The 24,152-nt window shown below is 46.7% G+C and carries 16 protein-coding genes; 8 read left to right on the forward strand and 8 right to left on the reverse strand.

Translation table 11 applies throughout. The features are described 5' to 3' along the window. Positions 1 to 3: 3 nt before the first annotated feature. The 3 genes from M2134_RS12590 to M2134_RS12600 form a co-directional block, all read right to left on the reverse strand. On the reverse strand, positions 4 to 1,020 hold the full coding sequence (locus M2134_RS12590) for a nucleotidyl transferase AbiEii/AbiGii toxin family protein (RefSeq protein WP_280751667.1): 1,017 nt from the start codon (positions 1,018 to 1,020) through the stop codon (positions 4 to 6). After that, positions 1,013 to 1,618, reverse strand: a complete 606-nt coding sequence (locus M2134_RS12595) for a DUF6088 family protein (protein WP_280751668.1) — start codon at positions 1,616 to 1,618, stop codon at positions 1,013 to 1,015. The genes M2134_RS12590 and M2134_RS12595 overlap by 8 nt, the downstream gene beginning before the upstream one ends. A gap of 136 nt (positions 1,619 to 1,754) precedes the next feature. Next, entirely contained in the window at positions 1,755 to 3,044 is a 1,290-nt protein-coding gene (locus M2134_RS12600; protein ID WP_280751669.1) for an L-serine ammonia-lyase, iron-sulfur-dependent, subunit alpha, read from the reverse strand. Positions 3,045 to 3,392: 348 nt separating this feature from the next. Between M2134_RS12600 and M2134_RS12605 the strand changes: the two genes are divergently transcribed. After that, a complete protein-coding gene (locus M2134_RS12605; RefSeq protein WP_280751670.1) occupies positions 3,393 to 4,715 on the forward strand; it encodes a pitrilysin family protein in 1,323 nt (440 codons plus the stop codon). Positions 4,716 to 4,747: 32 nt separating this feature from the next. After that, entirely contained in the window at positions 4,748 to 6,832 is a 2,085-nt protein-coding gene (locus M2134_RS12610; protein ID WP_280751671.1) for a pitrilysin family protein, read from the forward strand. Positions 6,833 to 6,918: 86 nt separating this feature from the next. Here M2134_RS12610 and M2134_RS12615 read toward each other — a convergent pair whose 3' ends face one another. Together M2134_RS12615 and proS are read right to left on the reverse strand one after the other, a co-directional pair. Next, entirely contained in the window at positions 6,919 to 8,769 is a 1,851-nt protein-coding gene (locus tag M2134_RS12615; protein ID WP_280751672.1) for a biotin/lipoyl-containing protein, read from the reverse strand. Positions 8,770 to 9,040: 271 nt separating this feature from the next. After that, positions 9,041 to 10,522 (reverse strand): proline--tRNA ligase, encoded by a 1,482-nt coding sequence (proS, locus tag M2134_RS12620; RefSeq protein ID WP_280751673.1) that lies wholly within the window; start codon positions 10,520 to 10,522, stop codon positions 9,041 to 9,043. 229 nt (positions 10,523 to 10,751) lie between these two features. On the opposite strand from proS, the gene M2134_RS12625 reads away from it, so the two are divergent. The 3 genes from M2134_RS12625 to M2134_RS12635 all read left to right on the forward strand — a co-directional run bounded on the left by M2134_RS12625 (position 10,752) and on the right by M2134_RS12635 (position 16,106). Further along, the gene (locus M2134_RS12625) at positions 10,752 to 11,369 is read left to right on the forward strand and encodes a TetR family transcriptional regulator (RefSeq protein WP_280751674.1); all 618 of its coding nucleotides are present in this window, start codon (positions 10,752 to 10,754) and stop codon (positions 11,367 to 11,369) included. Positions 11,370 to 11,423: 54 nt separating this feature from the next. Next, positions 11,424 to 15,686, forward strand: coding sequence for an acyl-CoA dehydratase activase (locus M2134_RS12630; RefSeq protein ID WP_280751675.1), 4,263 nt, complete (start codon positions 11,424 to 11,426; stop codon positions 15,684 to 15,686). Between the two features lie 84 nt (positions 15,687 to 15,770). After that, entirely contained in the window at positions 15,771 to 16,106 is a 336-nt protein-coding gene (locus tag M2134_RS12635; protein WP_280751676.1) for a YegP family protein, read from the forward strand. A gap of 71 nt (positions 16,107 to 16,177) precedes the next feature. On the opposite strand, the gene M2134_RS12640 is transcribed toward M2134_RS12635, so the two are convergent. From M2134_RS12640 to M2134_RS12650, 3 genes are read right to left on the reverse strand one after another with little or no spacing between them, the layout of a single operon-like run. Next, complete coding sequence (locus M2134_RS12640; protein WP_280751702.1) at positions 16,178 to 17,506, reverse strand: ATP-binding protein; 1,329 nt, start codon at positions 17,504 to 17,506, stop codon at positions 16,178 to 16,180. Between the two features lie 32 nt (positions 17,507 to 17,538). Then, complete coding sequence (locus M2134_RS12645; RefSeq protein ID WP_280751677.1) at positions 17,539 to 18,882, reverse strand: sigma-54 dependent transcriptional regulator; 1,344 nt, start codon at positions 18,880 to 18,882, stop codon at positions 17,539 to 17,541. 22 nt (positions 18,883 to 18,904) lie between these two features. Continuing rightward, complete coding sequence (locus M2134_RS12650) at positions 18,905 to 19,669, reverse strand: exodeoxyribonuclease III (RefSeq protein ID WP_280751678.1); 765 nt, start codon at positions 19,667 to 19,669, stop codon at positions 18,905 to 18,907. A gap of 842 nt (positions 19,670 to 20,511) precedes the next feature. On the opposite strand from M2134_RS12650, the gene M2134_RS12655 reads away from it, so the two are divergent. From M2134_RS12655 to xylA, 3 genes are read left to right on the forward strand one after another with little or no spacing between them, the layout of a single operon-like run. Continuing rightward, positions 20,512 to 21,264, forward strand: coding sequence for an NUDIX domain-containing protein (locus tag M2134_RS12655; RefSeq protein WP_280751679.1), 753 nt, complete (start codon positions 20,512 to 20,514; stop codon positions 21,262 to 21,264). 4 nt (positions 21,265 to 21,268) lie between these two features. After that, a complete protein-coding gene (locus M2134_RS12660) occupies positions 21,269 to 22,747 on the forward strand; it encodes an FGGY family carbohydrate kinase (RefSeq protein WP_280751680.1) in 1,479 nt (492 codons plus the stop codon). Between the two features lie 28 nt (positions 22,748 to 22,775). Further along, a complete protein-coding gene (gene xylA, locus M2134_RS12665; protein WP_280751681.1) occupies positions 22,776 to 24,104 on the forward strand; it encodes a xylose isomerase in 1,329 nt (442 codons plus the stop codon). Positions 24,105 to 24,152: the final 48 nt, after the last annotated feature.

Below are 24,152 nucleotides of genomic sequence, written 5' to 3' on the forward strand. Positions count from 1 at the left end.
AAATCATAACAGAGACTGCTGAAATGCATTTTGAAGTTGCTTCATCGCTTCAATTATTTGATCGAAAGACGGAACAACATCATCGTAAATCATGTTTTCGACCATTGATTCGTAATCTTTCCGCCATTCACTTCTAACTTTCTCGGGAGGCAATAGACAAATGCGACTACGCACATCCCAGCTATAATCCACATCGCGCACGGGGGTGAATATTTCACGATGATGACGGATTGCTTCCCAGAGGTTGTCATTAGAAATCGCTTTGTCGACGATGCCTATTTCAATCATTTTGTAGAGATCATAAAGATGGCGTGATTTGCGATTGGCATTTTGACATCCGTCTGTCGAAAATAATTCATGTAAAAGAAATGCTTTTTCGAGAAATGTCTTTTCTGCTACAGCTACAACAACATGAGTCCCCAAATTACGTGACGTGAGGTGTGGAAACATTTCAGTTACAAAAGATTCAACTTTCGCGATGGCTGTTGGCTCAAATAATGAACGAGCCCCCACTTCCAGCAGTACCTCATCGCGAAGATAGACGTTATGTTCTATTGGAAAAACGGACTGATAGAAGACATGAATTTGTCGAGGTTCCGGATACATAGCATCGCCTTCCCCATCCGGATCAGGAATAACTGTAAAAAACTCACTTAGTCCAACTTTTTCAATAGCAAATATCAAATCTTGCACAAGGGTATCTCTTACAAATAACGAAGATTCTTTGCGGAGTTTTTTTAGTTGTTTTTTCGTCACATCCCCCTCTATACCAAACAAGCTACGGTCAACGACAATATCAATATCTTCCGAGAAACGTTTGATCACATTCCATACCTTGCTTAGTGATGTTCCACCTTTGAACACTATCTTATCCGCATAAGGCAACAAAGAAAGAATATTCAAAATTTCCGTCACCCAAAAATCCTTTTCAACTGCTCGCACCGGAAGGTGTTTTCGCACAGCTGTCTGCTCAAAAATTGACCTGCGCTGGGCGACGGCAAGTGTTAGGAATTTATTCATAAGCGGAAAGTATTATTTTACGAATCCATGCAGGGATAAGTTTAAAGTCGTTTTTAATACTTTCAAATGGGTATTGACTGACAAGGGCTTTGACATGCGTCAGCTGTTCATCGGTAATATTACCTTCGCCAAGCTCACGTAAAGCAAATGTAAGCAGCATGGTGAAATCATTTTGAAACGCCATATTTTTTTTTGCTGTATGTTTGAACTCTATGCCCCTCTCCTCTTGCAACTTGATTTTACGAGGAGATCCGTCAGTGAAATACACCACATTCATAGGGAACTGCGTAGACAGTCCGAGTTTATTCAATGCATGAACTCCGGTAGGAACAATCTTTGCCTTGTCGCGTTTTGCAATGGCAATTGCAATTTCCTCAAACGTAGGATAAAGAATGCCAAGTCCCAACTTCTTATCAATCTTTGGGTAACAGTAAATTCCACGAGCTACTCGGATTATTTTTTTATCTGCTGTTAATCGTTCGAAGGCTTTTTGAACAGCTTTCGGTTCCCCATAACCAGCAAAATCCAAAGGAAAAACAACAGAACCTCTTCCGCATTTTGATATGCTGGCAATAATCTTTGATTCAATCGATTGCATTTGGTTTTTCGTTTATTTATGTCGCTAAAATACGATATATTAGCGACAAAACAAACTGATTGAATACATATTTTTTGAAACAATAAAGCGGTAGACATTACATCAGTCGCTCTTTGAATGGAAAAGTGCAAGTATTTTACTGTTTTGTCATAATAGAAAGAACTAATTTATCGGTTTCTTCCATGCCTTTGGAGCCGATCTGTGTCAGGTTGGCGATGCTTTGATCCACATCTTCATTTATAATCCCTTCCACGCATGTGACCACCTTATTTTCCATCGCCATAAGCGCGGAAAGCATCGCAGTGGAAACACCGCTCGACACCTTCATGGCACAACTGGGCTTGGCACCGTCGCAGATCATGCCGGTCAGGTTGCCAATCATATTTTTGATCGCGTAAATCACCTGCTCCCGGTTTCCGCCCATCAACTGGGTAATGGCACAACTGGCGCCGGTCGCCGCTACGACACATCCGCAAAGGGCGGAAAGCCTGCCCAGGCTCTGTTTGACATAGATAACCATCAAATGGCTCAGCATAAGGGCACGAATCAATTCTTCTTCCGAGCAATGTATATCCTCTGCAAACGAAACGACAGGCAGGGTGGCTGCCAATCCTTGGTTTCCACTGCCCGAATTGCTCATCACCGGAATCATCGCCCCATCCATACGAGCGTCGCAAGCGGCGGCTGTCATCGCAAGCATATGGGTGAATGGTGATTCGCCCAGCCATTTTTTACCCGTTTCGCCCGATACAATGCGTCCCACCGTATGTCCGAAGTGATTATGCATCGATTCTTCTGCGGCTTTCTTGTTCACCTCCGCCGTTTTCAGTATAAAACGAATATCCTCCAACGGCATGGTATTGGCAAATTCATACACCAGGGCAAACGTAAGCGGAATATCTTCTTCCCGCTCCTCCTCTTGATTGTCAGAAACCAAACCGCGTTTGTCAGACAACACCGCCCCGTCTTTTTCTTCATAGACAATCGTGGTATGCCCGCCGGAGATAATCACCCGCGCCTGGTTTTTACCAGAGAAACAGCCTACCTCTATATAGAGCTTATCGACATCCGCTTCTTTGAGGCTGATGGATATCCTTTTCTCCTCTATAAAGAGTTTCCCTTTTTCTAAGGCTTCGGGAGTGATATCGCGCAACACTTCCAGCCCATAAGCCGATTTGCCGACAAGCGCACCCAAAGCAATCGCGATAGGCAATCCGACCATCCCGGTTCCGGGAATACCCACGCCCATCGCGTTTTTCAATACATTTCCGCTTAATTGCACCTCTATTTTTTCCGGCGTTTGAGCCAACACCTCCGAAGCGCGTGCCGTTGCCAAAGCAACCGCCACCGGTTCCGTACATCCAATCGCAGGAATCACCTCCCGATTTATAAGATCAATAATCTGTTGTTTAGTTTTTGCGTTCATTCTTACTATGGTTTAATCACAGCAAAGATAATGACTTTTCCATATTTTTCTTTTGCGAATGAGGGAAAGTTACTTCATTTGATTGTGTGTGAATATATGTCAACTTACACCTTTTCTTAAAAAATCCGATTTGTCATTTTGTCAAAAATGCGGGAGTATTTTTCCGAAAACGTAGGGGTATTTAAAATTAGTCGGGCGGGTAACACTTTTTAACGTATCGGATTGCTGCGAAAAGGGGCGTTTTGCTGACAATATGAATTTTAACATTTGACGAAAAAGTAGATGGTTTTGTATCTTCCGCCTTTAAATTGTTACATTTGCATCATAAATAGTTATTAATTCAAAAGTATGAAAAGTAAATTAATGTTGTTATTTGTCTTTTTTGCCAGTATTCTGACGGCAAATGGACAATCGGAGAAAATCAAGTTCGTGGAATACGATCTGCCGAACGGATTGCATGTTATTCTTCATCAGGATGACCGTACGCCCAATGTGATGGTATCGCTGATGTATCATGTAGGCGCCAAAAATGAAGACCCCTCTCGTACAGGATTTGCCCATTTCTTTGAGCATCTGATGTTTGAAGGATCTGAAAATATTGACCGGGGTGAGTATTTCAAACTGGTACAGGCTGCGGGAGGTTCCTTGAATGCCAACACTTCACAAGACAGAACGTTCTATTTCGAGACCATGCCGTCTAACCAATTGGAATTGGCGTTGTGGATGGAGTCGGAACGTATGCTTCATGCGAAAATAGATGAGATCGGTGTGGAAACACAAAAAGGCGTGGTAATCGAAGAGCGCAAGCAGTCTTACGACAACCAGCCGTATGGTACTTTCATCGAAGAATTGGGCAAAAGAGCCTTTACCAAGCATCCCTACCAATGGCAAACGATCGGTGATCCGGAGCATATCCGCGCGGCTACGTTCGATGATATCAAGAATTTCTACGACACCTATTATGTGCCTAACAACTGTGTATTGGTGATTGCCGGTGATTACGACGAAAAGCAGACACGTGAATGGATCGATACATACTTCGGAAGCATACCCAAAGGAACACTTCCTATGCACCGTCCGAATGTCGTAGAGCCTCAACAGACAGAAGAGATCCGCGACATCGTATATGATAACATCCAGCTTCCGGCGATATTCATGGCTTACCATGTGCCGGCTATGGGAACAAAAGACTATTTCGCGATGGATATCCTGACCCGTATCCTCTACGGAGGTGCTTCTTCCCGTTTCAAAACGAACCTGGACGATAAAGGGATGACCATTCAAACGTTGGCGATGGCGATGGGTAGCGAAGATCCCGGATTGCTCTATGTCCTGGCTATTCCGAATATGGGTAAGTCGCTCGACGAGGTAGAGGCTATTCTGACAGCTGAAATAGAAAAGATGTCGAAAGAATTGGTGTCGGAAGAGGAGTTCCAGAAGGTGCTGGCAGCGAAAGAGTTTTCGGTAGCTGCTAATTTGCAATCCCTGTCGGGTAAAGCGGAAGCCCTGGCTAATTGCTATACCTATTTCAAAGATGCCAGCCTGGTGAACAAGGAACTGGAACAATATGAAGCGGTGACGCGGGAAGATGTGATGGCGGTTGCCAAGAAATACCTGCAAACCAACTCACGGGTGGTGCTTCATTACCTGCCGATGGCTGAGAAAGAATAATCCCAACGATAATCCTAAAAAAAGAATATAACATGAAGAAAATTATATATAGTTTATTGTTTGTCCTTATCTGCTCTATAGGCGTTAAGGCACAGACTCTCGACAGAAGCATCCGCCCTGAGGCGGCTCCGGCTAAGGAGGTGAACATCAAAGATGCCCAGATATTTACGCTTAAGAACGGGCTAAAAGTGTTCCTGGTAGAGGATAAAAACACCCCTTTGGTATATTACTCTTTGCAGTTGGACGTGAAACAACAGTTGCAGGGTGAGAAAGCGGGCATGAATGGCCTGTTCTCGGATGTGTTTGGTACGGCTACCAAAAACCGCACGAAAGAACAACTCAACAAAGACATCGACATGATCGCGATGCGCGGTGGCGTACACCGTGGTGGCGGATATGGCTATTTCCTAAAGAAATACCATGATCAGGCATTGGATATCATGACAGATATGCTTTTCAATCCGGTGTTTTCACAGGAAGAATTCGATCTGAACATAGGAAAATACAAAACGGCCCTCAATACGCTGGGAGATGACGCGGGACAGATCACAAGCCGTATAGCGAACGCCCTTATTTATGGCAAAGGATATCCCGCGGGTGAAGTGGAAACATTGGAAACATTGGATAACATTACCCTGGCAGACCTGGAAGGCTATTACAATACCTATTTCGCACCGAATGTAGCGCGTCTGGTGATTGTTGGAGATATCTCCCTGAAGGAAGCAAAAAAGCAGGCGGAGAAGTATTTCGGCAAATGGGCAAAGAAGAATGTGCCTGTGGCTGAGTACACTATTCCGACCGCGCCGGAACAATTGAAAGTGGCGTTTGCCAACAAACCGGGCGCTGTGCAATCGGCTATCGATGTTTGTTATCCTATCCAGTTCAACGTGAAAGAGGCTGACTACGACGCGGCAGCCGTGATGAGCCAGATCTTGGGCGGTAGCGGAACCGGTCATCTCTTTATGAACCTGCGCGAAGATAAAAGCTGGACATACGGTATTTATACCAGCCTGTCTTCCGGCGAACAGGTGGGTTCCATGTCACTGACAAGCGGACGCGGAGCGGCATCGGTGAAGGCTGCGGCTACGGATAGCGCTATCCATGAAGTGCTTTATGAGTTCAATCGCATCATCAACGAACCGGTAACCGAACAGGAACTGAAAGATGCTGTGACCTATCGTGCGGGTAACTTCTCACGCTCACTGGCCGACTCGGAAACAATGGCTCAGTTTGCCGTGAACATCGACAAATATAACCTGTCGAAAGATTATTACCGTAACTACCTGAAACGTCTGGAAGCATTGACTCCTGCCGATATTCAGGCGGCTGCCAAGAAATATATCAAACCGGAGAATGCCTGGATCGTAGTGACCGGCGACAAGCAATATGCAGACGCGTTGGCACGTTTTGCCGGTGACGGAAAGGTGCAATGGTATGATTACGATGTGAACCCGATCGAAGCCCCTAAAGCAGAAGTGGCCAATGTAAGCGCTGAAGAGATCATAGCTAACTATGTGAAAGCACTGGGTGGCCAAGAGGCTATCGATAAGGTGAACGACTATAAGATCGTTGGCGAGATGGAAATGATGGGACAGACCGGAGTCGTGGAACAATACTTCAAGAAACCGAATATGTCTGTGACCTCTATGTCTATACAGGGAATGGTGATCCAGAAAATGGCTTTCGACGGCAAGACACTGCGCGTATCAGGTATGCAGGGAAGCCAGGAACTGACCGAAGGCAAAGAGTACGACGCGATTAAAAACGGCACGGGTCTTGCTCCTGAAATGTCTTATCTGCAGAATGGATATACCCTGACTGTAGGCGCTGTAGAAGAGGTGAATGGCGAAAAGGCTTATACCTTGAAGGTAGAACGCGACGGAAACGCCACAACGGAGTATTACAGCGTAGCCAGCGGATTGAAATTGCGCAGCGTACAGACCGTTCAGTCTCCTATGGGCGAGATGCAGACCATTAGCGATATCGGCGACTACCGTGAGGTGAATGGTGTGAAGTTCCCGCATGAGATGACGCAATCGGTGATGGGACAAGCCATGAAAACGGTTTTCAAAACGGTGGAAGTAAACACAGGCTTGCAAGATTCGGTGTTTAAGTAATCAGAGAAGTCCTTAAGGATTTTACTATAAAAACAGTAGGGGCTGTCCAAAAAGTTGGACAGCCCCTACTCGATTTATATACTCCCCTATTCTATCTCCAACATCGGAGCGCCTTCCGGCACAAAGTCGCCCCGGTTGACCAACACCTGCTTTACCCTGCCGGCATAAGGAGAAGAGATATTATTCTCCATCTTCATCGCCTCGAGGATCAACACATTCTCTCCGCCACTGAGCATATCACCGGGGTTTACCAATAATTGGAAAACGCGTCCCGGCATGGGCGAAGTGATAACACGACCGGTTATTTGTGTGGTCTGCTTGGTGGTCTCTTTCGAAGACTCCTCTCCCACGGCTCCGGCGTGTTCTTTTTGATATCGCTCTTTCTTGACCTTTGTCAGATAATCTTTGGCAACGATGGGGAAGAGTTCCAACAATAATTGCTCTTTGTCGTTTTCCGCCAGCTTCACACCACCACAATCCTCCAAGACCGGGTTGGGTTGTGTCTCATAAGCCGACGTGTCGTAAGGCGTTTCCTCACGTACACCGGCAATCTGAAAACGGAATTCGGGATCAACAGGTACAGGTGTTTCTCCATATTCTCCTTTCACCAGGTTACGGAACTGATTGGATACATTCGAGTATTTGGGTTTTCCGTTCTTTTCGTCGAGCGCGCAATTGACCGCCTGCACCCCGACGATCTGGCTCGTAGGCGTTACCAATGGAGGCAAACCGGCATCCAGTCGAACGTGTGGTATCAGCTCCATGGCACGTTGCAATATAAACTCGCTCTTCAACTGCTTGAGCTGCGCAACCATATTGGTGTACATACCGCCCGGTATTTCCGCCTTCTTCACCAGTTCGTCCGGTTTAGGGAATCCGAAATAGGCTTCAATGGCATGGCAAACCCTTACCAAGGTCTCTTCGTTGTTTTCTTTTGCCGCTTTTATAGCTACGTCGAACAGGTTGTCTACCGATTCCGGCAGCTGATCGCGTAATGGGGAGAATTTATTCGGGTATTGTTTCACCACATCGAAATCCTCCAGCTCTTTCCGGATATAGAATAGTTCGCCATTGATCTTTTCGATGGCTTCCATATTCAGATCCAGCTCGATGCCCAGTTTCTGGCAGAAAACATAGATCAACTCAATAGCCGGAGCAGCCGGGCCACCGGCGAAATACCATATATTGGTGTCGATAATATCCACCCCATGCACAATAGCGGACAGTACAGAAGCCAATCCGTAGCCGGGCGTACAATGGGTATGGAAATCAATAGGAATAGATAAATGCTTCTTGAAAAGTTTAATTAAGCCTGCTACCCGTCTGGGCGGGATCAGTCCGCTCATGTCTTTGATCGTAATCATATCAGCGCCCAGCGCCTCCATCTGCTTTGCCTTCCGGAGGAAATAGTCATCCGTAAAGATATGGTTAGGCAGCTTTTTCCCTTTCAGCTGCGCTTTCAGACGCTCCGCCATGGTGAAATGCGGATCAATGGTATAGCATACCGCGCAATCGGCCATACCGCCATACTTCTTCACGGAGTGGATGGTCGATCGAATGTTGTTGATGTCATTCAAGGCATCGAAGATACGCATGATCCCTAAGCCGGAATCGATACTCTCTTTGCAAAAACCATCGATCACACTGTCGGGATAAGGGTTGTAGCCGAAAAGATTACGTCCGCGCGACAGCGCTGTTAGTTTAGAGGCATCACCTACGGCTGCTTTAATCTTCTCCAATCGATCCCAGGGGTTCTCCTCCAGGTAGCGCATGACAGAGTCGGGAACGGCTCCGCCCCATACCTCCATCGCGTAAAAACCTGCGTCTTTGTAATAAGGTAACACCCGGTCAATTTGTTGTTGGGTCATGCGTGTCGCAAAGGAAGACTGCTGACCATCACGAAGGGTCAAATCCCTGATTTTCAATTTTGGCTTCATGTCTTAATTCTTAGTTTAGTTAGTCTTTTGACGGCGTAAATGTATGGATTAAATTATATTAAAGAAATATTTCCACAATGATCTCAAACATATGAATTAAAGTCCTATATTTGCCTCATATTAACTAATTTGCAGAAGAGTTTTTTGTTTGGCGGATTGCTGCTTTTTAGGCCTTAAATACCTTGATATCCTTATAGACTTTAATAAACGACAAAGGGCTGCCTGATTGGGCAGCCCTTTGTCGTTTATTTATGAGCGTAGGCTCTCTTTATCAATACGCTCTTGCGAATACAACGCGTTGCTTGGATGGCTTACCAGTCACCATACATACGCCCGGTGTCTTATCGCCTTCCAATGGAATACAACGGATGGTGGCTTTGGTTTCCGCTTTCACCTGCTCTTCTGTTTCCGGTGTGCCGTCCCAGTGAGCCAGGATAAATACGCCATCTTCGATCTTTTCCTTGAATTCTTCGTAGGTATCTACCGAGATCACATGCGATTCACGGAAGTCATATGCCTTCTGGAAGATATTCTTTTGGATCTCATCCAACAGATTCTGTACATATTCTTCGATGCCGTCGCAGGTGATGGTCTCTTTTTCGAGAGTATCACGACGCATCACTTCGATCGTATTGTTTTTCAGATCACGGCCACCCATTGCCAAACGAACGGGTACCCCTTTCAGTTCATATTCGGCAAACTTCCAGCCCGGCTTCTTATTGTCGGCATCATCGAACTTAACCGAGATACCCCGCTTCTTCAGGTTGGCCACAATGCCACCTACCTTCTCACGGATTGCATTCAGTTGCTCTTCGCTGCGGTAGATCGGAACAATCACCACCTGTATCGGAGCCAACAGCGGAGGCAATACCAAACCGTTATCATCGGAATGAGCCATAATCAACGCCCCCACCAAACGGGTAGAAACACCCCAGGAGGTAGCCCAGGCATATTCCTGTTTGCCCTCTTTATCAATGAATGTCACATCGAAAGCCTTACCGAAATTCTGTCCGAGGAAGTGCGAGGTACCTGCCTGAAGCGCCTTGCCATCCTGCATCATCGCTTCGATCGTATAGGTATCTTCCGCACCGGCAAAGCGTTCGCTTTCCGATTTCACCCCTTTGATAACCGGCATAGCCATATATTGTTCGGCGAAAGTAGCATAGACATCCTGCATCTTGCGTGTTTCTACTTCTGCTTCTTCACGCGTAGCATGAGCCGTATGGCCTTCCTGCCACAAGAACTCTGCCGTACGAAGGAACAGACGCGTACGCATCTCCCAACGCATTACGTTTGCCCATTGATTCACCAGGATAGGCAGATCGCGGTAGGACTGGATCCAATTGCGGTAAGTATTCCATATAATTGTTTCCGATGTCGGACGGATAATCAATTCTTCTTCCAGCTTTGCCGCCGGATCAACCACCACACCCTTCCCTTCCGGGTCGTTTTTCAGACGATAGTGGGTTACCACGGCGCACTCCTTGGCAAATCCTTCCACATGTTGCGCTTCCTTACTTAAAAAAGACTTGGGAATCAGCAAGGGGAAATAAGCGTTGACGTGACCGGTTTCTTTGAACATATCGTCCAACACACGTTGCATCTTCTCCCAGATGGCATATCCGTATGGCTTGATTACCATACAACCGCGCACCGCGGAGTTCTCCGCCAGCTCGGCTTTAATGACCAGGTCCTGATACCATTGCGAGTAATTATCGCTTCTTTTGGTAAGTTCTTTCAGCTCTTTTGCCATTTTCCTTGTATTCTAAAAAATTACACTGATTAATAATAAGGCGCAAAGGTACAAAAAAACTGACTGAGACGTGTTTTTTTATTCTCACCCGCATGAGAATTTTTTCTCACGCGGGTGAGAATATTTTAAACGTAAGCTTTATTAACATCCTTTAGGCTTTATAAGCCCCTAAACCTTTGCTGAGACGATAATAAACCGTTCCTTTGCATTAAACAAGTGTTTAAAACAAATGTTTAGCGCAAAAGATAATACAGATGTAAAAGGTCGGATTCTGGAGGTGGCGCGCCGCCTCTTTATTGAGAAGGGCTATAATGGTACGAGCATCCGGGAGATAGCGGCTGCGTCGGAGACCAATGTAGCGATGATCAATTACTATTATCACTCTAAATACAACCTCTTTGAATACATCTTCGAAGAGGCGTTCGATGTAGTAATGAACCGGGTGTTTTCCGTACTCCGTTCAGACTTGCCGATCCTGGAGCTGATAGAAGAATGGATCGATTCCTATTACGAAAGTTTGATGGAATATCCACAGATACCTATTTTCATACTGTATGAGGTCAATCAGCACCCGGAAAGACTGCCTGAACGCATCAAGAGGCGCGAGCCTTACGATATCTTCCTTAAAATATCCAAGCGTTTGGAAGAGGAGGCTCAGCAAGGGAATATCCGGGAAACATCGGTGTTAGACCTACTTCTGAACATACTCTCCCTTTGTATATTCCCTTTCATTTTCGGTTCGTTGGCTGTTAAAGTAACCGGCCGATCCATGGATGAATATCATGAGGTACTGGTTCAGCATAAAGACTATGTAAAACGTTTTGTCATACAAGCTCTCAAGCCATAATATTTTTTTTGCCTATAAATTAAACGATCGTTTAATAAAGAAGAGGACATTAACATGAAGAAAGATCAACAAGTGTGCCGTGTGGGCATTGACGTGGGCTCTACTACGATAAAGATGATCGTATTAGACCCTTCCGACACCATCATCTACAAAACCTATCGTCGTCATAAAGCCAATATCAACCGCATATTCGCGGAAGAGCTTCATACGATTATCCATACCTTCCCTGCGTTTTCTTACCGGATACAAATCACAGGCTCTGCCGGGTTGGGCATTGCCGAACGTACGGGCATTCCGTTTGTGCAGGAGGTGGTATCATCCGTGGAGGTAGTCAATCGCCTCTATCCCGAAACGCGTACCTTGATCGATCTGGGTGGTGAAGATGCTAAAATGGTATTCTTTCACGCCGGAAAGCAGCCTGATATCCGTATGAATGGGAATTGTGCGGGAGGTACGGGCGCGTTTATCGACCAGATGGCAGACCTGATGCATATATCTATTGAAGAGTTAGGGCAGCAGGCGATGCAGTACGATAAGATCTATCCGATCGCATCGCGCTGTGGTGTATTTGCCAAGACGGACGTGCAAAATCTGATTTGCCGGAACGTACCGATGAACGACCTATCGGCTTCTATTCTCCATACGGTAGCCCTGCAATGCATCACCTCATTGGCCCGAGGATATGATATCGAAAGTAAAGTATTGTGTATTGGTGGCCCGTTGACTTTCCTGCCGGCACTTCGCCATGCGTTTCGGGAATTGCTTCAACTGAAAGAGGAGGATTTTCTTATGCCCGAAAACGGCGAATATTTCCCGGCATTGGGCTGCGCCCTCTTATTAAAAGAGGAGGAAGAGAACCTCCAGGCGGTCGATATCCCAGCGTTGCTTCAGCAATTAAACGCCACCAAAACGGAAGAGAAAGACACCCTGCCCCCTCTGTTCAAAGGGGAAGAGGAGTACAACCAGTGGAAAGAGACAAGAAAGATCAAGAGAATCAAGATGGAGCCTTTAGGGCTTCAACAAGACATAAGCTGTTTCCTGGGCATCGACTCCGGTTCGACCACGACCAAGATCGTCGTGATGAAAGAAGACGGACATATTCTTTATACTTATTACAGTGCGAACGAAGGCAATCCGTTGAAAAAGGTGGTAGAAGGCCTGCAGGCCTTTTATCGCGCCGCGGCGGAAAAGGGGGTAAACTACCGCTTCCTCTCTTCGGCTGTAACAGGATATGGAGAAGACCTGGTGCGCTCGGCCCTTAACCTGGACTACGGGATCGTAGAGACGATGGCACATCTCTCCGGTGCCCAATATGTTGATCCGGAAGTCTCCTTCATACTCGATATCGGCGGGCAGGACATGAAGTCGCTCTTTGTCGATCAAGGGGTTATTTCTAACATCGAACTGAACGAGGCCTGTTCATCGGGCTGCGGCTCTTTCCTGCAAAACTTTGCCTCAACCATGCACATCTCCCTATCCGACTTCTCGAAGGCTGCCTGTCTGTCGGCCTGTCCGAGCGATCTGGGCTCGCGGTGTACGGTGTTTATGAATTCAAAAGTGAAACAAGCCCTGCGGGAAGGCGCTGAAATCGGGGATATTGCAGCCGGACTGGCCTATTCAGTAGTGAAGAATTGCCTATACAAGGTGCTTAAAATAAATAACCTGAACCAACTGGGCGACCACATCGTAGTACAGGGAGGAACCTTCCGCAACGACGCGGTTTACCGTGTGTTGGAGCAGCTATCCGGGAAAACAGTCAGCACTACGGACCATCCCGAACTGATGGGTGCCCTGGGGGCTGCTTTGTATGCCCAGCGAAGATGGAATGAAGAAAAGACCACCTCGTTCACCGGACACGAAGCCCTGCCCGATGTCGATCATATCGAAACCAAAGAGTTGCAGTGTAAAGGCTGTACCAATAAATGCTCCGTCTTGCGTTTCCGCTTCAAGAATGGGAACACCTCTTATGCAGGGAATAAGTGCGAAAAGGTTTTTTTCAACAAAAACACGGTTCATCAAAAAGGATACAATGCGTTTGAAAAGAAGAACGAAATCCTTTTCCAGCGGGAAGAGATTACGGCGCAAAACGAAACCCTGCCTGTTATAGGTATTCCGCGGGTATTGAATATGTTCGAGAATTATCCTTTCTGGCATCGCTTGTTCACCGATTGCGGTCTGCGGGTAGTATTATCGCCGGAGTCTACCTTTGCGCTTTATCAGAAAGGGGTCGGCAGTGTAATGTCCGAGAATATCTGTTTCCCGGCCAAGCTGGTACACGGGCATATCCATGCCTTGGCAGAGGCAGGAGTGGATCGTATCTTTTACCCCATTGTGCCAAAAGAAGAAGCTGAATTCGGAAAAGCGAATAACTCGTATAACTGTCCGGTAGTCAGCGGATATCCCGATGTGATCCGTTCGGCCATGAACCCGGAAGAGCGCTTTGGCATTCCTTTCGACAAGCCGGTGGTTACCTTCAGTAGCGATCAGGCGCTTGAGAAGGCTTGTTGGATCTATATCTCCTCCTTAGGGGTGCCTAAAGGGATTTTCCGAAGTGCCTTTACGCATGCTCTGAAGGAGCGTGCCGCCACCAAAGAGAAGCTGGCTGTCGAGCAAAAAAGAATCTTTGACGAGGCGGTGACCAACAACAAACCCGTCTTTGTGGTTGCCGGACGTCCCTATCATGCCGACCCGCTTATTCATCAGAAGGTGGGACAGATCCTGTCTGACCTGGGAGGCTATGTGTTTACGGATGATGTGTTTCGCGTGACAAACCAGCAAGGCTTTGGTGTCTTGAATATCGTATCCCAGTGGTCTTATCCCAACCGCACAGTACAAGCCGCCATGGAGGTGGCAAAGTCGCCCCGAAATGTGCAGTATATTCAACTGAACTCCTTCGGATGTGGCCCCGACTCCTTCTTTATGGATGAGATCGGAGACATCCTAAAACAAGCCGGGAAGAACCATACGATATTGCGTATCGACGAAATCGCCAGCCCCGGCTCTATTCGTTTGCGCCTGCGCTCGTTGATCGAATCGCTGAAAGCTATTCAGCCAACAGATATGCCTTCGGAAGCAAAAGGCTTTGAAGCTTATGGGGTAACCTATAAAAAGGAGGACCGGAAGAAGACTATTCTTATCCCTTGGTTTGCCGATTATATCTCTCCTTTTATCCCGGCTATTGGTAAATTGGCGGGGTATAGGATTGTGAACCTCCCCAAATCATCAAAGGCATCGGCAGAGATAGGCTTGAAATACGGGCATAATGAGGTGTGTTACCCTTCGACCTTGATTGTGGGGGATATCATTATGGGCTTGCAATCCGGGCAGTATGACCTGGAAAATACGGTGGTAGCCATCACGCAAACCGGCGGGCAATGCCGGGCAACGAATTATATTTCCCAAATAAAGAATGCCATCCGGAGTGCCGGATTCAAAGATATCCCCATCTTGGCCGTCAGCACAGGCAAGGTGTATCAGAACGACCAGCGTGCCTTTAAGATCCCGGTTGTCAAATTGATTCACATCATTATCTACGCGATACTCTATGCGGATGCGATTCAAAGTATGTATAGCTCGCTCGTTAGCCGGGAGAAGAAAGAGGGAGAAAGCAAGCAATTGTTTGATTTCTATATCGAACAGGGGGTGAAGGCTACGCAGCGCAACGATCATCAATGCCTCGTAGAGCTATTGGAGCAGGCCATTGCCGATTTCAACCAGGTAGCGATCTATGACCGTGTGTTTACCAAAGTGGGATTGATAGGGGAGATTTATTTGAAATACAACAACTATGGTCAGGCACATATCACCGAGTGGCTGCGTTCGAAAGGCATGGAAGTACACACGCCGCCCATTATGGATTTCGTCCTACCCTACTTCGTGAATGCGCAGACCAACGTGAAGAATGGCATCAAGAAGGAGACTATTTTGGGCGATCTCTTCAACTCGATCGCCTGGAAATATATCAACAAACAAATGCAGGTGTTTGAGAGCCGCATGAAAAATTTCCGGTTCTACGAGCCCTCCGAGTCGATTTTTGTCAAAGCAGAGTATGCTTCTGAGGTGCTCGACCTGGCACATCAGTTTGGCGAAGGCTGGTCAATCCCGGCAGAAGTGGCCTGTTATGCCCGTCAGGGAGTAAACAAAGTGGTCTGCATACAGCCTTTCGGATGCATTGCCAACCATATTGTAGCGCGTGGTGTAGAGAAGAGGCTGAAAAAGATATATCCGGAAATGAATATTCTCTTCCTCGATATCGACGGAGGCGTAGCCGAGGTAAACCTGCAAAACCGCTTGCATTTCATGATGGCATACACCTGAAATAGTTTAATTTTGTTAATGCTGAACCAACTCTCCTTCTTCTTTGTTATATCAATAGTAAACAATAAAAGAAAGAGAAATAGTATGGGAAAGTTTGAAATTACAAAGAGAAAGAATGGAGAGTTCCAATTCAATTTGAAAGCAAGTAACGGTCAGGTAATTCTGGCAAGTGAAGGATACGTAGCCAAGGACAGTTGTCAAAAGGGTATTGAATCTGTACGTAAGAACAGTCAAATTGATACTCGTTTTGAGATAAAGACGTCGAAAGACAACCGTCCTTATTTCAATCTCAAAGCAACAAACGGACAAGTAATCGGTACCAGCGAGATGTATAGTAGCGAAGCAGCTATGAAGAATGGTATTGAATCCGTTAAAAAGAATGCACCGGATGCAACCTTAGTCGATTTAACGATCATATAAAAACCGACAAATAACTGTTGAAAAAAAGAAAAGCTGTCCGATTGCGGGCAGCTTTTTCGTTTTTAAACTCTTTACGGAAAGGTCAGTACAAACGTAGTAGAGAAGGGCGGCAGGTTGTTTTTCAGCGTTATGCTGCCACCCGAAAGGCGCATGATCTGTCGGGAGACAGAGAGTCCGACCCCACTCCCACCCTCTTTGGTGGTGAAGAAAGGAATGAAAATATGTTCGATCTCTTCGGCCGGAATCATCGGACCATTGTTGCTCACCTCAATAACGACCGCCTCCTCTTCTGTCGAATAGGCGCGTATCAACACCTTCCCGTCACTCCGCTCACCGCCAATCGCCTGCATAGCGTTTTTCAATAGATTGAGTACCACTTGGGTAATCAGATTCTCGTCGGCGTAAACAATCAGATCATCGGGCTCTACCAGGCTTACGACTTCGATCATCGGATAATTGTTCTGATGTCTTGCCAACTGTATCATTCTCTCCAGGAACTTGCCTACATAGAACAGGGTAGGCACAGGCGTCGGTATACGGGTGAATTTACGATAAGAGTCCACAAAAGCTATCAAGCCCTTACCGGTGGTGCTAATCGTTTCCAGTCCGCTTCGGATATCTTCATTCACCTCTTCCTGATGCATCGAAAGGAGTGTATCGCTCAGTGAGGTAATCGGTGTTACGGAATTCATGATCTCATGTGTTAATACCCGTGTTAGTCGGATCCAGGAGTCGATCTCCTTCTCATCCAGTTCGCGGTTGATATCATTGATGGCTATAATGCGCAGATGCTTCGATTGCAGGGTCATTTCCGACACACGCAGGGAGAGATAGACCGTTCCCCGTTCGTTCGTAAAGGAGATCTGATGCTTTTCGCCCGGTTGTATATGCTGCATCACCTGAGCCACGCCTGCCCCTACCTTCGCTAATTGTTTGACATGGGTAAATACCGATAAGCCCAACAGGCGCAATGCCTCTTTGTTGGTCTGGTAGATATAGCCGTTGTCGTCTAATACGATAATACCGGTAGAGACCGAGTCCATAATCAGTTCGTAATACTTCTCCTGCTGTGCCGCTTCCGACTTTGCCTGAAAGAGTATTTGGGTGATACGATTCATCGACTCACTGACCAATTTATCATCAGAAGCATGCCCCCGCGTGGCATACTTAAAGGCATAATCACTATTATCGATCGCATCGAACATAAAAGCGATCTTACGGGCATTTTTCCCATAGAGGTTACGGGTCAACAATAGGGAGGCAAATAACCCGATCAAGGATAAGAGAAACCCTTCCCATTTACTTGATTGATAACACCACATGGTGAGTATCGTACATCCTACCACCAGCAATAGGCGGAAATAGATATTATCAACTATTCGCTTGATGATAAGGCGGATCGTCGTTAGTTGTTTCATCTCCTGGTCTGTTTTTACAATCCGTAGCGCTTAATCTTATTATAGAGTGTCTGTCGCGAGATCCCTAATTGACTGGCGACCATCGATAGGTTGCCATTGCATTTATCCATGGCATTTTTGATCATGTTGTATTCCATCTCCTCCAAGGTGGTCGATTCCTTGAGTGGAGTCACCGGCTTTTGTGGAAAATGGAAGTCAGCGATATCCAACACCTTCCCTTCGCCGATAATAACCGCCTTCTCAATGGTATGTTCCAGTTCCCGTATGTTTCCCATCCAGGGCAGTTCTTTCAGCTTTTCTTTTACCTGAGGCGATAATTGCAGGTTCGGTTTTCCGTAGATATTGCCATATTTGACCAGGAATATCTCCGCCAGGGGAATCACATCTTCGATGCGTTGACGCAACGAAGGGATCTCTACATGGATCGTATTCATGCGATACAAGAGGTCTTCGCGGAACGCTCCTTCACGCACCATCTGCGTCAGATCCCGGTTGGTAGCGCTGATCAGGCGGATATTGACCGGAATAGGCGTATTGCTGCCTACGCGCACCACCGCCCGTTGCTGAAGCACCGTCAGTAGCTTTGCCTGCAAATGATAAGGCAGGTTACCTATCTCATCGAGGAAGAGGGTGCCGTTGTTGGCGGCTTCGAATTTGCCCGGACGATCGGCGCGGGCATCGGTAAACGCCCCTTTTACATGCCCAAAGAGTTCGCTTTCGAACAGTGTTTCCGTGATCGCTCCCATATCGACCGTGATAACCGCCTCGTTCTTACGCCGCGAAAGCAGGTGTATCTCCCGGGCTAACATCTCTTTCCCCGTCCCGTTTTCTCCGGTGATCAGGATATTGGCATCGGTTACCGACACCTTCTCGATCAGGTGACGCAATTGCTGCATCGCCGGGCTCTCTCCCCAGAACATACCGCTTTCGGTCGATAGCGGTTGTGTTTTCCGCCGGGCTTTATTCTCGCCTTTTCGTTGTTTGTAAGCGTTTTGCAGTGACTCGATCAGTTTTTGATTGTCCCATGGCTTAACAACAAAGTCCGCTGCCCCCTCTTTGATTCCCTTGACCGCCAATTCAATGTCGGCATAGGCCGTAAAGAGAATGACCGGCAGGGAGGGCTCCTTTTTCTTGATCTCCGAAAGCCAGAACAATCCTTCATTTCCGCTGTTGATGCCTGCGCTGAAATTCATATCTAAGAGAACGATATCAACCTTCTCTGCCTGCAACGTAGCGTTTATCTTATTGGGATTGGTAAGGGGTATCACCTTTTCAAAATAGGCGTTCAACAACATCTGAACGGCTGTCAGTATGCCTTTGTTATCATCCACAACCAATAGGGTACCTTGTTTTGCCATAGCTATTTTCTTGCTCTTTGCGTTATTTATGGATTGTCAGTGTAGCCGGACAATGATCCGAATGGTGAACATCGTGTAGGATCGTTGCCTCTCCGATCAGGGGGCGCACCGGTTCGCTTGTCATGCAGTAGTCGAGACGCCATCCCTTATTGTTTTTCCGGGCGTTGAAGCGATAGCTCCACCAGGTATAGCCCACCGCGTCGGGATGCAGGTGTCGATAGCTGTCGATGTATCCCGCGGCAAGGAAACGAGTCATCCAGGCACGTTCTTCGGGCAGGAAACCGCTATTCTTCGCATTGCGCACCGGGTCGTGAATATCGATCGGCTCATGGCAGATATTGTAATCACCACACAGGATCAGGTTCGGCCGCTCTTGCTGCAAATCGACCACATACCGTTGAAAATCTTCCAGCCACTCCATCTTAAAGGCTTGCCGCTCGTCGCCACTGGTGCCCGAAGGGTGATAGACACTGACCACAGAGAGATCGCCAAAGTCAGCCCGGATAAACCGTCCTTCCCGGTCGTATTGCTCTATACCCATGCCATAGGTTACCTTGTCCGGCTCCTGCAGCGACAGTATCGCCACGCCGCTATAGCCTTTTTTCTCGGCACAGAAGAGGTAGCTGTGATAGCCTAACGCCTCAAAAACCTCTTTCGGAAACTGATCTTCCTGCAATTTAGTCTCCTGCAGGCAGAGCACGTCCGGCCGTTCCTCGGCTAACCAGGCAGGAAAACCTTTGCCAATAGCGGCACGTAAACCGTTTACATTATAGGTGATTATTTTCATATACCATTCTTGTTTTTTATACGCATGACGTATGAAATGCCCTCCAAAGATACTATCAATGAACTAAATTCCTGCCACAAAGCTGTGAAAAGTCGCAGAGTAAAGAAAAGAAATAACCACAAGAGAACCTGCCATCTCTCCTGCATTTTCGCTATTTAATGACCTTAAATCAGGTCATATGTTAATAAATCATAAAATGAAGCTTCAAATTCGCATTTTTCTCACTATCAAAAAGTAACCAATTCCCCGAAATAAGACTCTTTTTGATAGGAATATACCGAGAAAACGGGTTGTATCCAGGGTGATTAACTTACGTTTTAACAGTATTTAGGGGGTGCCTAGGGAGTGCCTATATAGTGCCTATATGGTGCCTACATAGTGCCTATATAAAAAGTACGTAAAAAGTACGTAGACAGTACGTAGACAGTACGTAGGCAGTACGTAGGCACCCCTTAGGCAGTATGGAGGTACTCCTTCCCTTATCTGTACGCTTCCGGGAAATCGTCTCATACCACCAGCTCACCACGTTTTGACAACAGCTTGACAGCCTCTTTACATCTTACTTTTTATTCGCTCCCTACAAGCTGGTCTATTTCCCGGTGTAGATAATGTCATTTTTTGTCGCCTGCTTTTGTGGAAAATGCCCATCAATACTATATTGTACAAAGTACACAAAGGTAGTTATTGTATCGTTTACACAAAGTGATAAATTGTTATTGTACAAAGTAAGATAATAAACATGCTTATATTAAGCTGTTTACATGTTGTAAAAAATGAGAATAAAATTTTGACATATGAAATTAATACATATATTTGTGCACTGATTATTCGAGTGAGTACACATGGAAAACGCAAAAATGTTCAATCCGCACGTATCGGTAGACTGCGTCTTAATGACCATCGTTAACGATAAACTTTCTGTCCTGTTGGTAGAAAGAAAGGATCAACATGGGCATGCTTTGGGGTTAAAACTGCCGGGTGGATTGATCTACCAGACAGAAGACCTGGATGAAGCGGCCAACCGAACGCTGAACGATGCGACCGGTATGAAACGGGTGCAACTGCACCAGTTCCGCTGTTTCGGTTCCCCTATGCGTACAAAGAATAAAGAGGATGTGATCTGGTTGGAATCGGCTTCGAACCAAAAGATCATGCAGGCCTATCAGGGCAGTATTCGTATCATCACAGTGGCTTACCTGGCTCTATGCAAGCCCGACAAGAAAACCGCTGACAGCGAATATGAATCCAAACACTGGGTGGCGATCGACAGCCTGCCCCGTATGCCCTTCGACCACAATGAGATCGTCAACGAAGCCGTCAAAGAGATACGGTTATGGATCGATCGGGAACCGGCGATCGTATTTAATTACCTGAAAAAGAAATTCACGGCCTCAGAATTGCGGCGCACGTACGAGATCCTGTACAATAAGACACTGGACGTACGTAATTTCCATAAGAAGATGAAATCGTGGGAATACCTATTGCCAACCGAAGACCGGAAAGAGGGTACGGCACATCGCTCGCCCCGCTATTATCGTTTTGACAAGATAATTTATAATAAACAAAGAGCTAAGCTCAATAAAAACTTGGAGTAATAATATGTTATTAGGATGTGATATAGGAAGCTCTTCTATTAAAGCAGCGCTTGTAGACGAGACAACAGGTGAGATTATTGGTTCAGACTTTTATCCTAAGCAGGAGGCAGCGATCCATGCTGTTCGTCCGGGTTGGGCCGAACAGGATCCCAACGAATGGTGGAAAAACCTGAAAATGGCTATTGCAGGTGCTTTGGCTCAGGCGAATGCCAGCGGAAAAGATATCAAAGCAATTGGTATCTCCTATCAGATGCACGGATTGGTGCTGGTGGACAAGAAGCAGCAGTTGCTTCGTCCTTCGATCATCTGGTGTGATAGCCGCGCGGTGCCTTATGGCGAAAAAGCCTTTAAGAATATGGGCGAGGCACATACCCTGGCACATCTGCTTAACTCCCCCGGTAACTTCACGGCCTCTAAATTGGCCTGGGTAAAAGAATACGAACCGCAGCTATTCGATCAGATCCATAAGATCATGCTGCCGGGCGATTACATCGCTATGCGCATGACGGGCGATATCGTTACGACGGTATCGGGCTTGTCGGAAGGGATATTCTGGGACTTCAAAAATAACAGCCTGTCGGATGATCTGATGAATTATTATGGCTTCAACCGGGAGGTAATTGCCGATATCAAACCCACCTTCGGGTTGCAGGGCGAACTGCTCGGATCTATTGCCGAAGAATTGGGTCTGCAGAAAGGCACTCCGGTGACCTATCGCGCGGGCGATCAGCCTAACAACGCTTTGTCGCTTAACGTCCTGAATCCCGGAGAGATCGCCGCAACAGCCGGCACATCGGGTGTGGTGTATGGGGTAAACGATCAGGTGAACTACGACACGCTTTCACGCGTTAACACCTTTGCCCACGTGAACCATACGGCAGAGAACCCACGTTTGGGTGTATTACTCTGTATCAATGGCGTGGGTATTATGAATTCCTGGACAAAACGCATGATCGGCGAAGAGTTGAGCTACAATCAATTGAACGACCTGGCGGCCACTGCGCCCATCGGTTCCGGCGGCGTTTCTGTGTTGCCGTTTGGGAATGGGGCGGAACGTATGCTCGCCAATAAAGAGATTGGTTGCTCACTGAACGGCATCAATTTCAACATTCACAACAAAGCACATCTGGCACGCGCCGCACAGGAAGGGATCGTATTCTCCTTCAAATATGGTATGGATATCATGAATGGTATGGGCATCGACATCAGTGTGATCCGTGCCGGTAATGCCAATATGTTCCTGAGCCCGATCTTCCGCGACACCCTGTCGGGAGTAACCGGCGCCCAAATCGAATTATATGATACGGATGGGGCAGCAGGTGCAGCCCGTGGAGCCGGAATAGGTGCGGGTATTTATGCTTCCCCGGAGGAGGCTTTTATTTCGCTTAAAAAACTGCAGGTGATTGAGCCGGACGGCATCCATGCCGATAGCTATTGCGCTGCTTACGAAGTATGGAAAGAGAAACTGGAAAAACAGATTTAATATTCATTTAATTAATACAGTAAGAATCATGAGTATCAACAAAGGTAACAACGAGTATTTCCCTGGCATTGGGAAAATCGCTTTCGAAGGAAAAGAGTCTAAAAACCCAATGGCATTCCACTATTATGATCCGGAAAAGATGGTTTACGGACGTAAAATGAAAGACTGGTTCAAATTCTCTATGGCATGGTGGCACACCCTTTGCGCAGAAGGAGGAGACCCATTTGGTGGTGGCACCAAGACTTTCCCCTGGGCAGCAGGCAACTCGGCTTTGGAAATAGCCAAGCAAAAACTGGATGCAGGCTTTGAATTCATGCAGAAAATAGGCATTGAATACTATTGCTTCCACGATGTAGACTTAATCGACGAGGGTAACTCAATCGAAGAATATGAAGCTAACCTGAAAGCTATTGTCGCTTATGCGAAAGAAAAACAGGCAGAAACAGGCATCAAACTGTTGTGGGGTACGGCAAACGTATTCGGACACAAACGTTATATGAACGGTGCGGCTACCAACCCTGACTTTGACGTAGTGGCTCGCGCAGGGGTTCAGATCAAGAATGCTATCGATGCAACGATCGAACTGGGAGGCGAAAACTATGTATTTTGGGGAGGTCGCGAAGGCTATTCTTCTCTCTTGAATACCGAAATGAAACGGGAAAAAGAGCACCTGGCTATGATGTTGACAGCCGCTCGCGACTACGCTCGCAGCAAAGGTTTCAAAGGTAACTTCCTGATCGAACCGAAACCGATGGAACCAACGAAGCACCAATACGATGTGGATGCGGAAACAGTGATCGGCTTCTTGCGCGCACATGGCTTAGATAAAGACTTCAAATTGAATATCGAAGTAAACCACGCTACGCTGGCAGGTCATACGTTCGAACACGAATTGCAATGTGCTGCTGATGCAGATATGTTGGGTTCAATCGACGCTAACCGCGGTGATTATCAGAATGGCTGGGATACCGACCAATTCCCTATCGACATCAACGAACTGGTTCAGGCTATGTTAGTGATCCTGCGCAGTGGTGGATTGCAAGGTGGCGGAACGAACTTCGACGCTAAAACACGTCGTAACTCAACCGACCTGGAAGATATCTTCATTGCACATATCGCCGGTATGGATGCATTCGCTCGTGCTTTGGAAGTAGCTGCTTCTATCTTAGAAGAATCTCCGATGCCGAAGATGTTGGAAGATCGTTATAGCTCTTTCGATGCCGGTAAAGGAAAAGAATTCGAAGAAGGAAAGCTCTCTTTGGAAGAGATCGTTGCATACGCGAAGGCAAAAGGCGAGCCTGCTCAAACCAGCGGCAAGCAAGAGCTTTACGAAGCAATCGTTAATTTGTACATCTAATAGTAGTAAACAGTCAAGCGGTAAGCAGTGAAAACCACTGCTTACGGC

Source organism: Parabacteroides sp. PM6-13 (genome assembly GCF_029892605.1).
GTDB lineage: Bacteria > Bacteroidota > Bacteroidia > Bacteroidales > Tannerellaceae > QVMG01.

What these genes read in the sequence shown, in the direction of transcription:
- M2134_RS12605 (WP_280751670.1), top strand. Translation starts at nt 3,393, where the DNA reads ATGAAAAGTAAATTAATGTTGTTATTTGTCTTTTTTGCCAGTATTCTG.
- M2134_RS12645 (WP_280751677.1), bottom strand. Translation starts at nt 18,882, where the DNA reads ATGGCAAAACAAGGTACCCTATTGGTTGTGGATGATAACAAAGGCATA.
- xylA (WP_280751681.1), top strand. Translation starts at nt 22,776, where the DNA reads ATGAGTATCAACAAAGGTAACAACGAGTATTTCCCTGGCATTGGGAAA.
- M2134_RS12660 (WP_280751680.1), top strand. Translation starts at nt 21,269, where the DNA reads ATGTTATTAGGATGTGATATAGGAAGCTCTTCTATTAAAGCAGCGCTT.
- M2134_RS12625 (WP_280751674.1), top strand. Translation starts at nt 10,752, where the DNA reads ATGTTTAGCGCAAAAGATAATACAGATGTAAAAGGTCGGATTCTGGAG.
- M2134_RS12615 (WP_280751672.1), bottom strand. Translation starts at nt 8,769, where the DNA reads ATGAAGCCAAAATTGAAAATCAGGGATTTGACCCTTCGTGATGGTCAG.
- M2134_RS12655 (WP_280751679.1), top strand. Translation starts at nt 20,512, where the DNA reads ATGGAAAACGCAAAAATGTTCAATCCGCACGTATCGGTAGACTGCGTC.
- proS (WP_280751673.1), bottom strand. Translation starts at nt 10,522, where the DNA reads ATGGCAAAAGAGCTGAAAGAACTTACCAAAAGAAGCGATAATTACTCG.
- M2134_RS12600 (WP_280751669.1), bottom strand. Translation starts at nt 3,044, where the DNA reads ATGAACGCAAAAACTAAACAACAGATTATTGATCTTATAAATCGGGAG.
- M2134_RS12650 (WP_280751678.1), bottom strand. Translation starts at nt 19,669, where the DNA reads ATGAAAATAATCACCTATAATGTAAACGGTTTACGTGCCGCTATTGGC.
- M2134_RS12595 (WP_280751668.1), bottom strand. Translation starts at nt 1,618, where the DNA reads ATGCAATCGATTGAATCAAAGATTATTGCCAGCATATCAAAATGCGGA.
- M2134_RS12630 (WP_280751675.1), top strand. Translation starts at nt 11,424, where the DNA reads ATGAAGAAAGATCAACAAGTGTGCCGTGTGGGCATTGACGTGGGCTCT.
- M2134_RS12590 (WP_280751667.1), bottom strand. Translation starts at nt 1,020, where the DNA reads ATGAATAAATTCCTAACACTTGCCGTCGCCCAGCGCAGGTCAATTTTT.
- M2134_RS12635 (WP_280751676.1), top strand. Translation starts at nt 15,771, where the DNA reads ATGGGAAAGTTTGAAATTACAAAGAGAAAGAATGGAGAGTTCCAATTC.
- M2134_RS12610 (WP_280751671.1), top strand. Translation starts at nt 4,748, where the DNA reads ATGAAGAAAATTATATATAGTTTATTGTTTGTCCTTATCTGCTCTATA.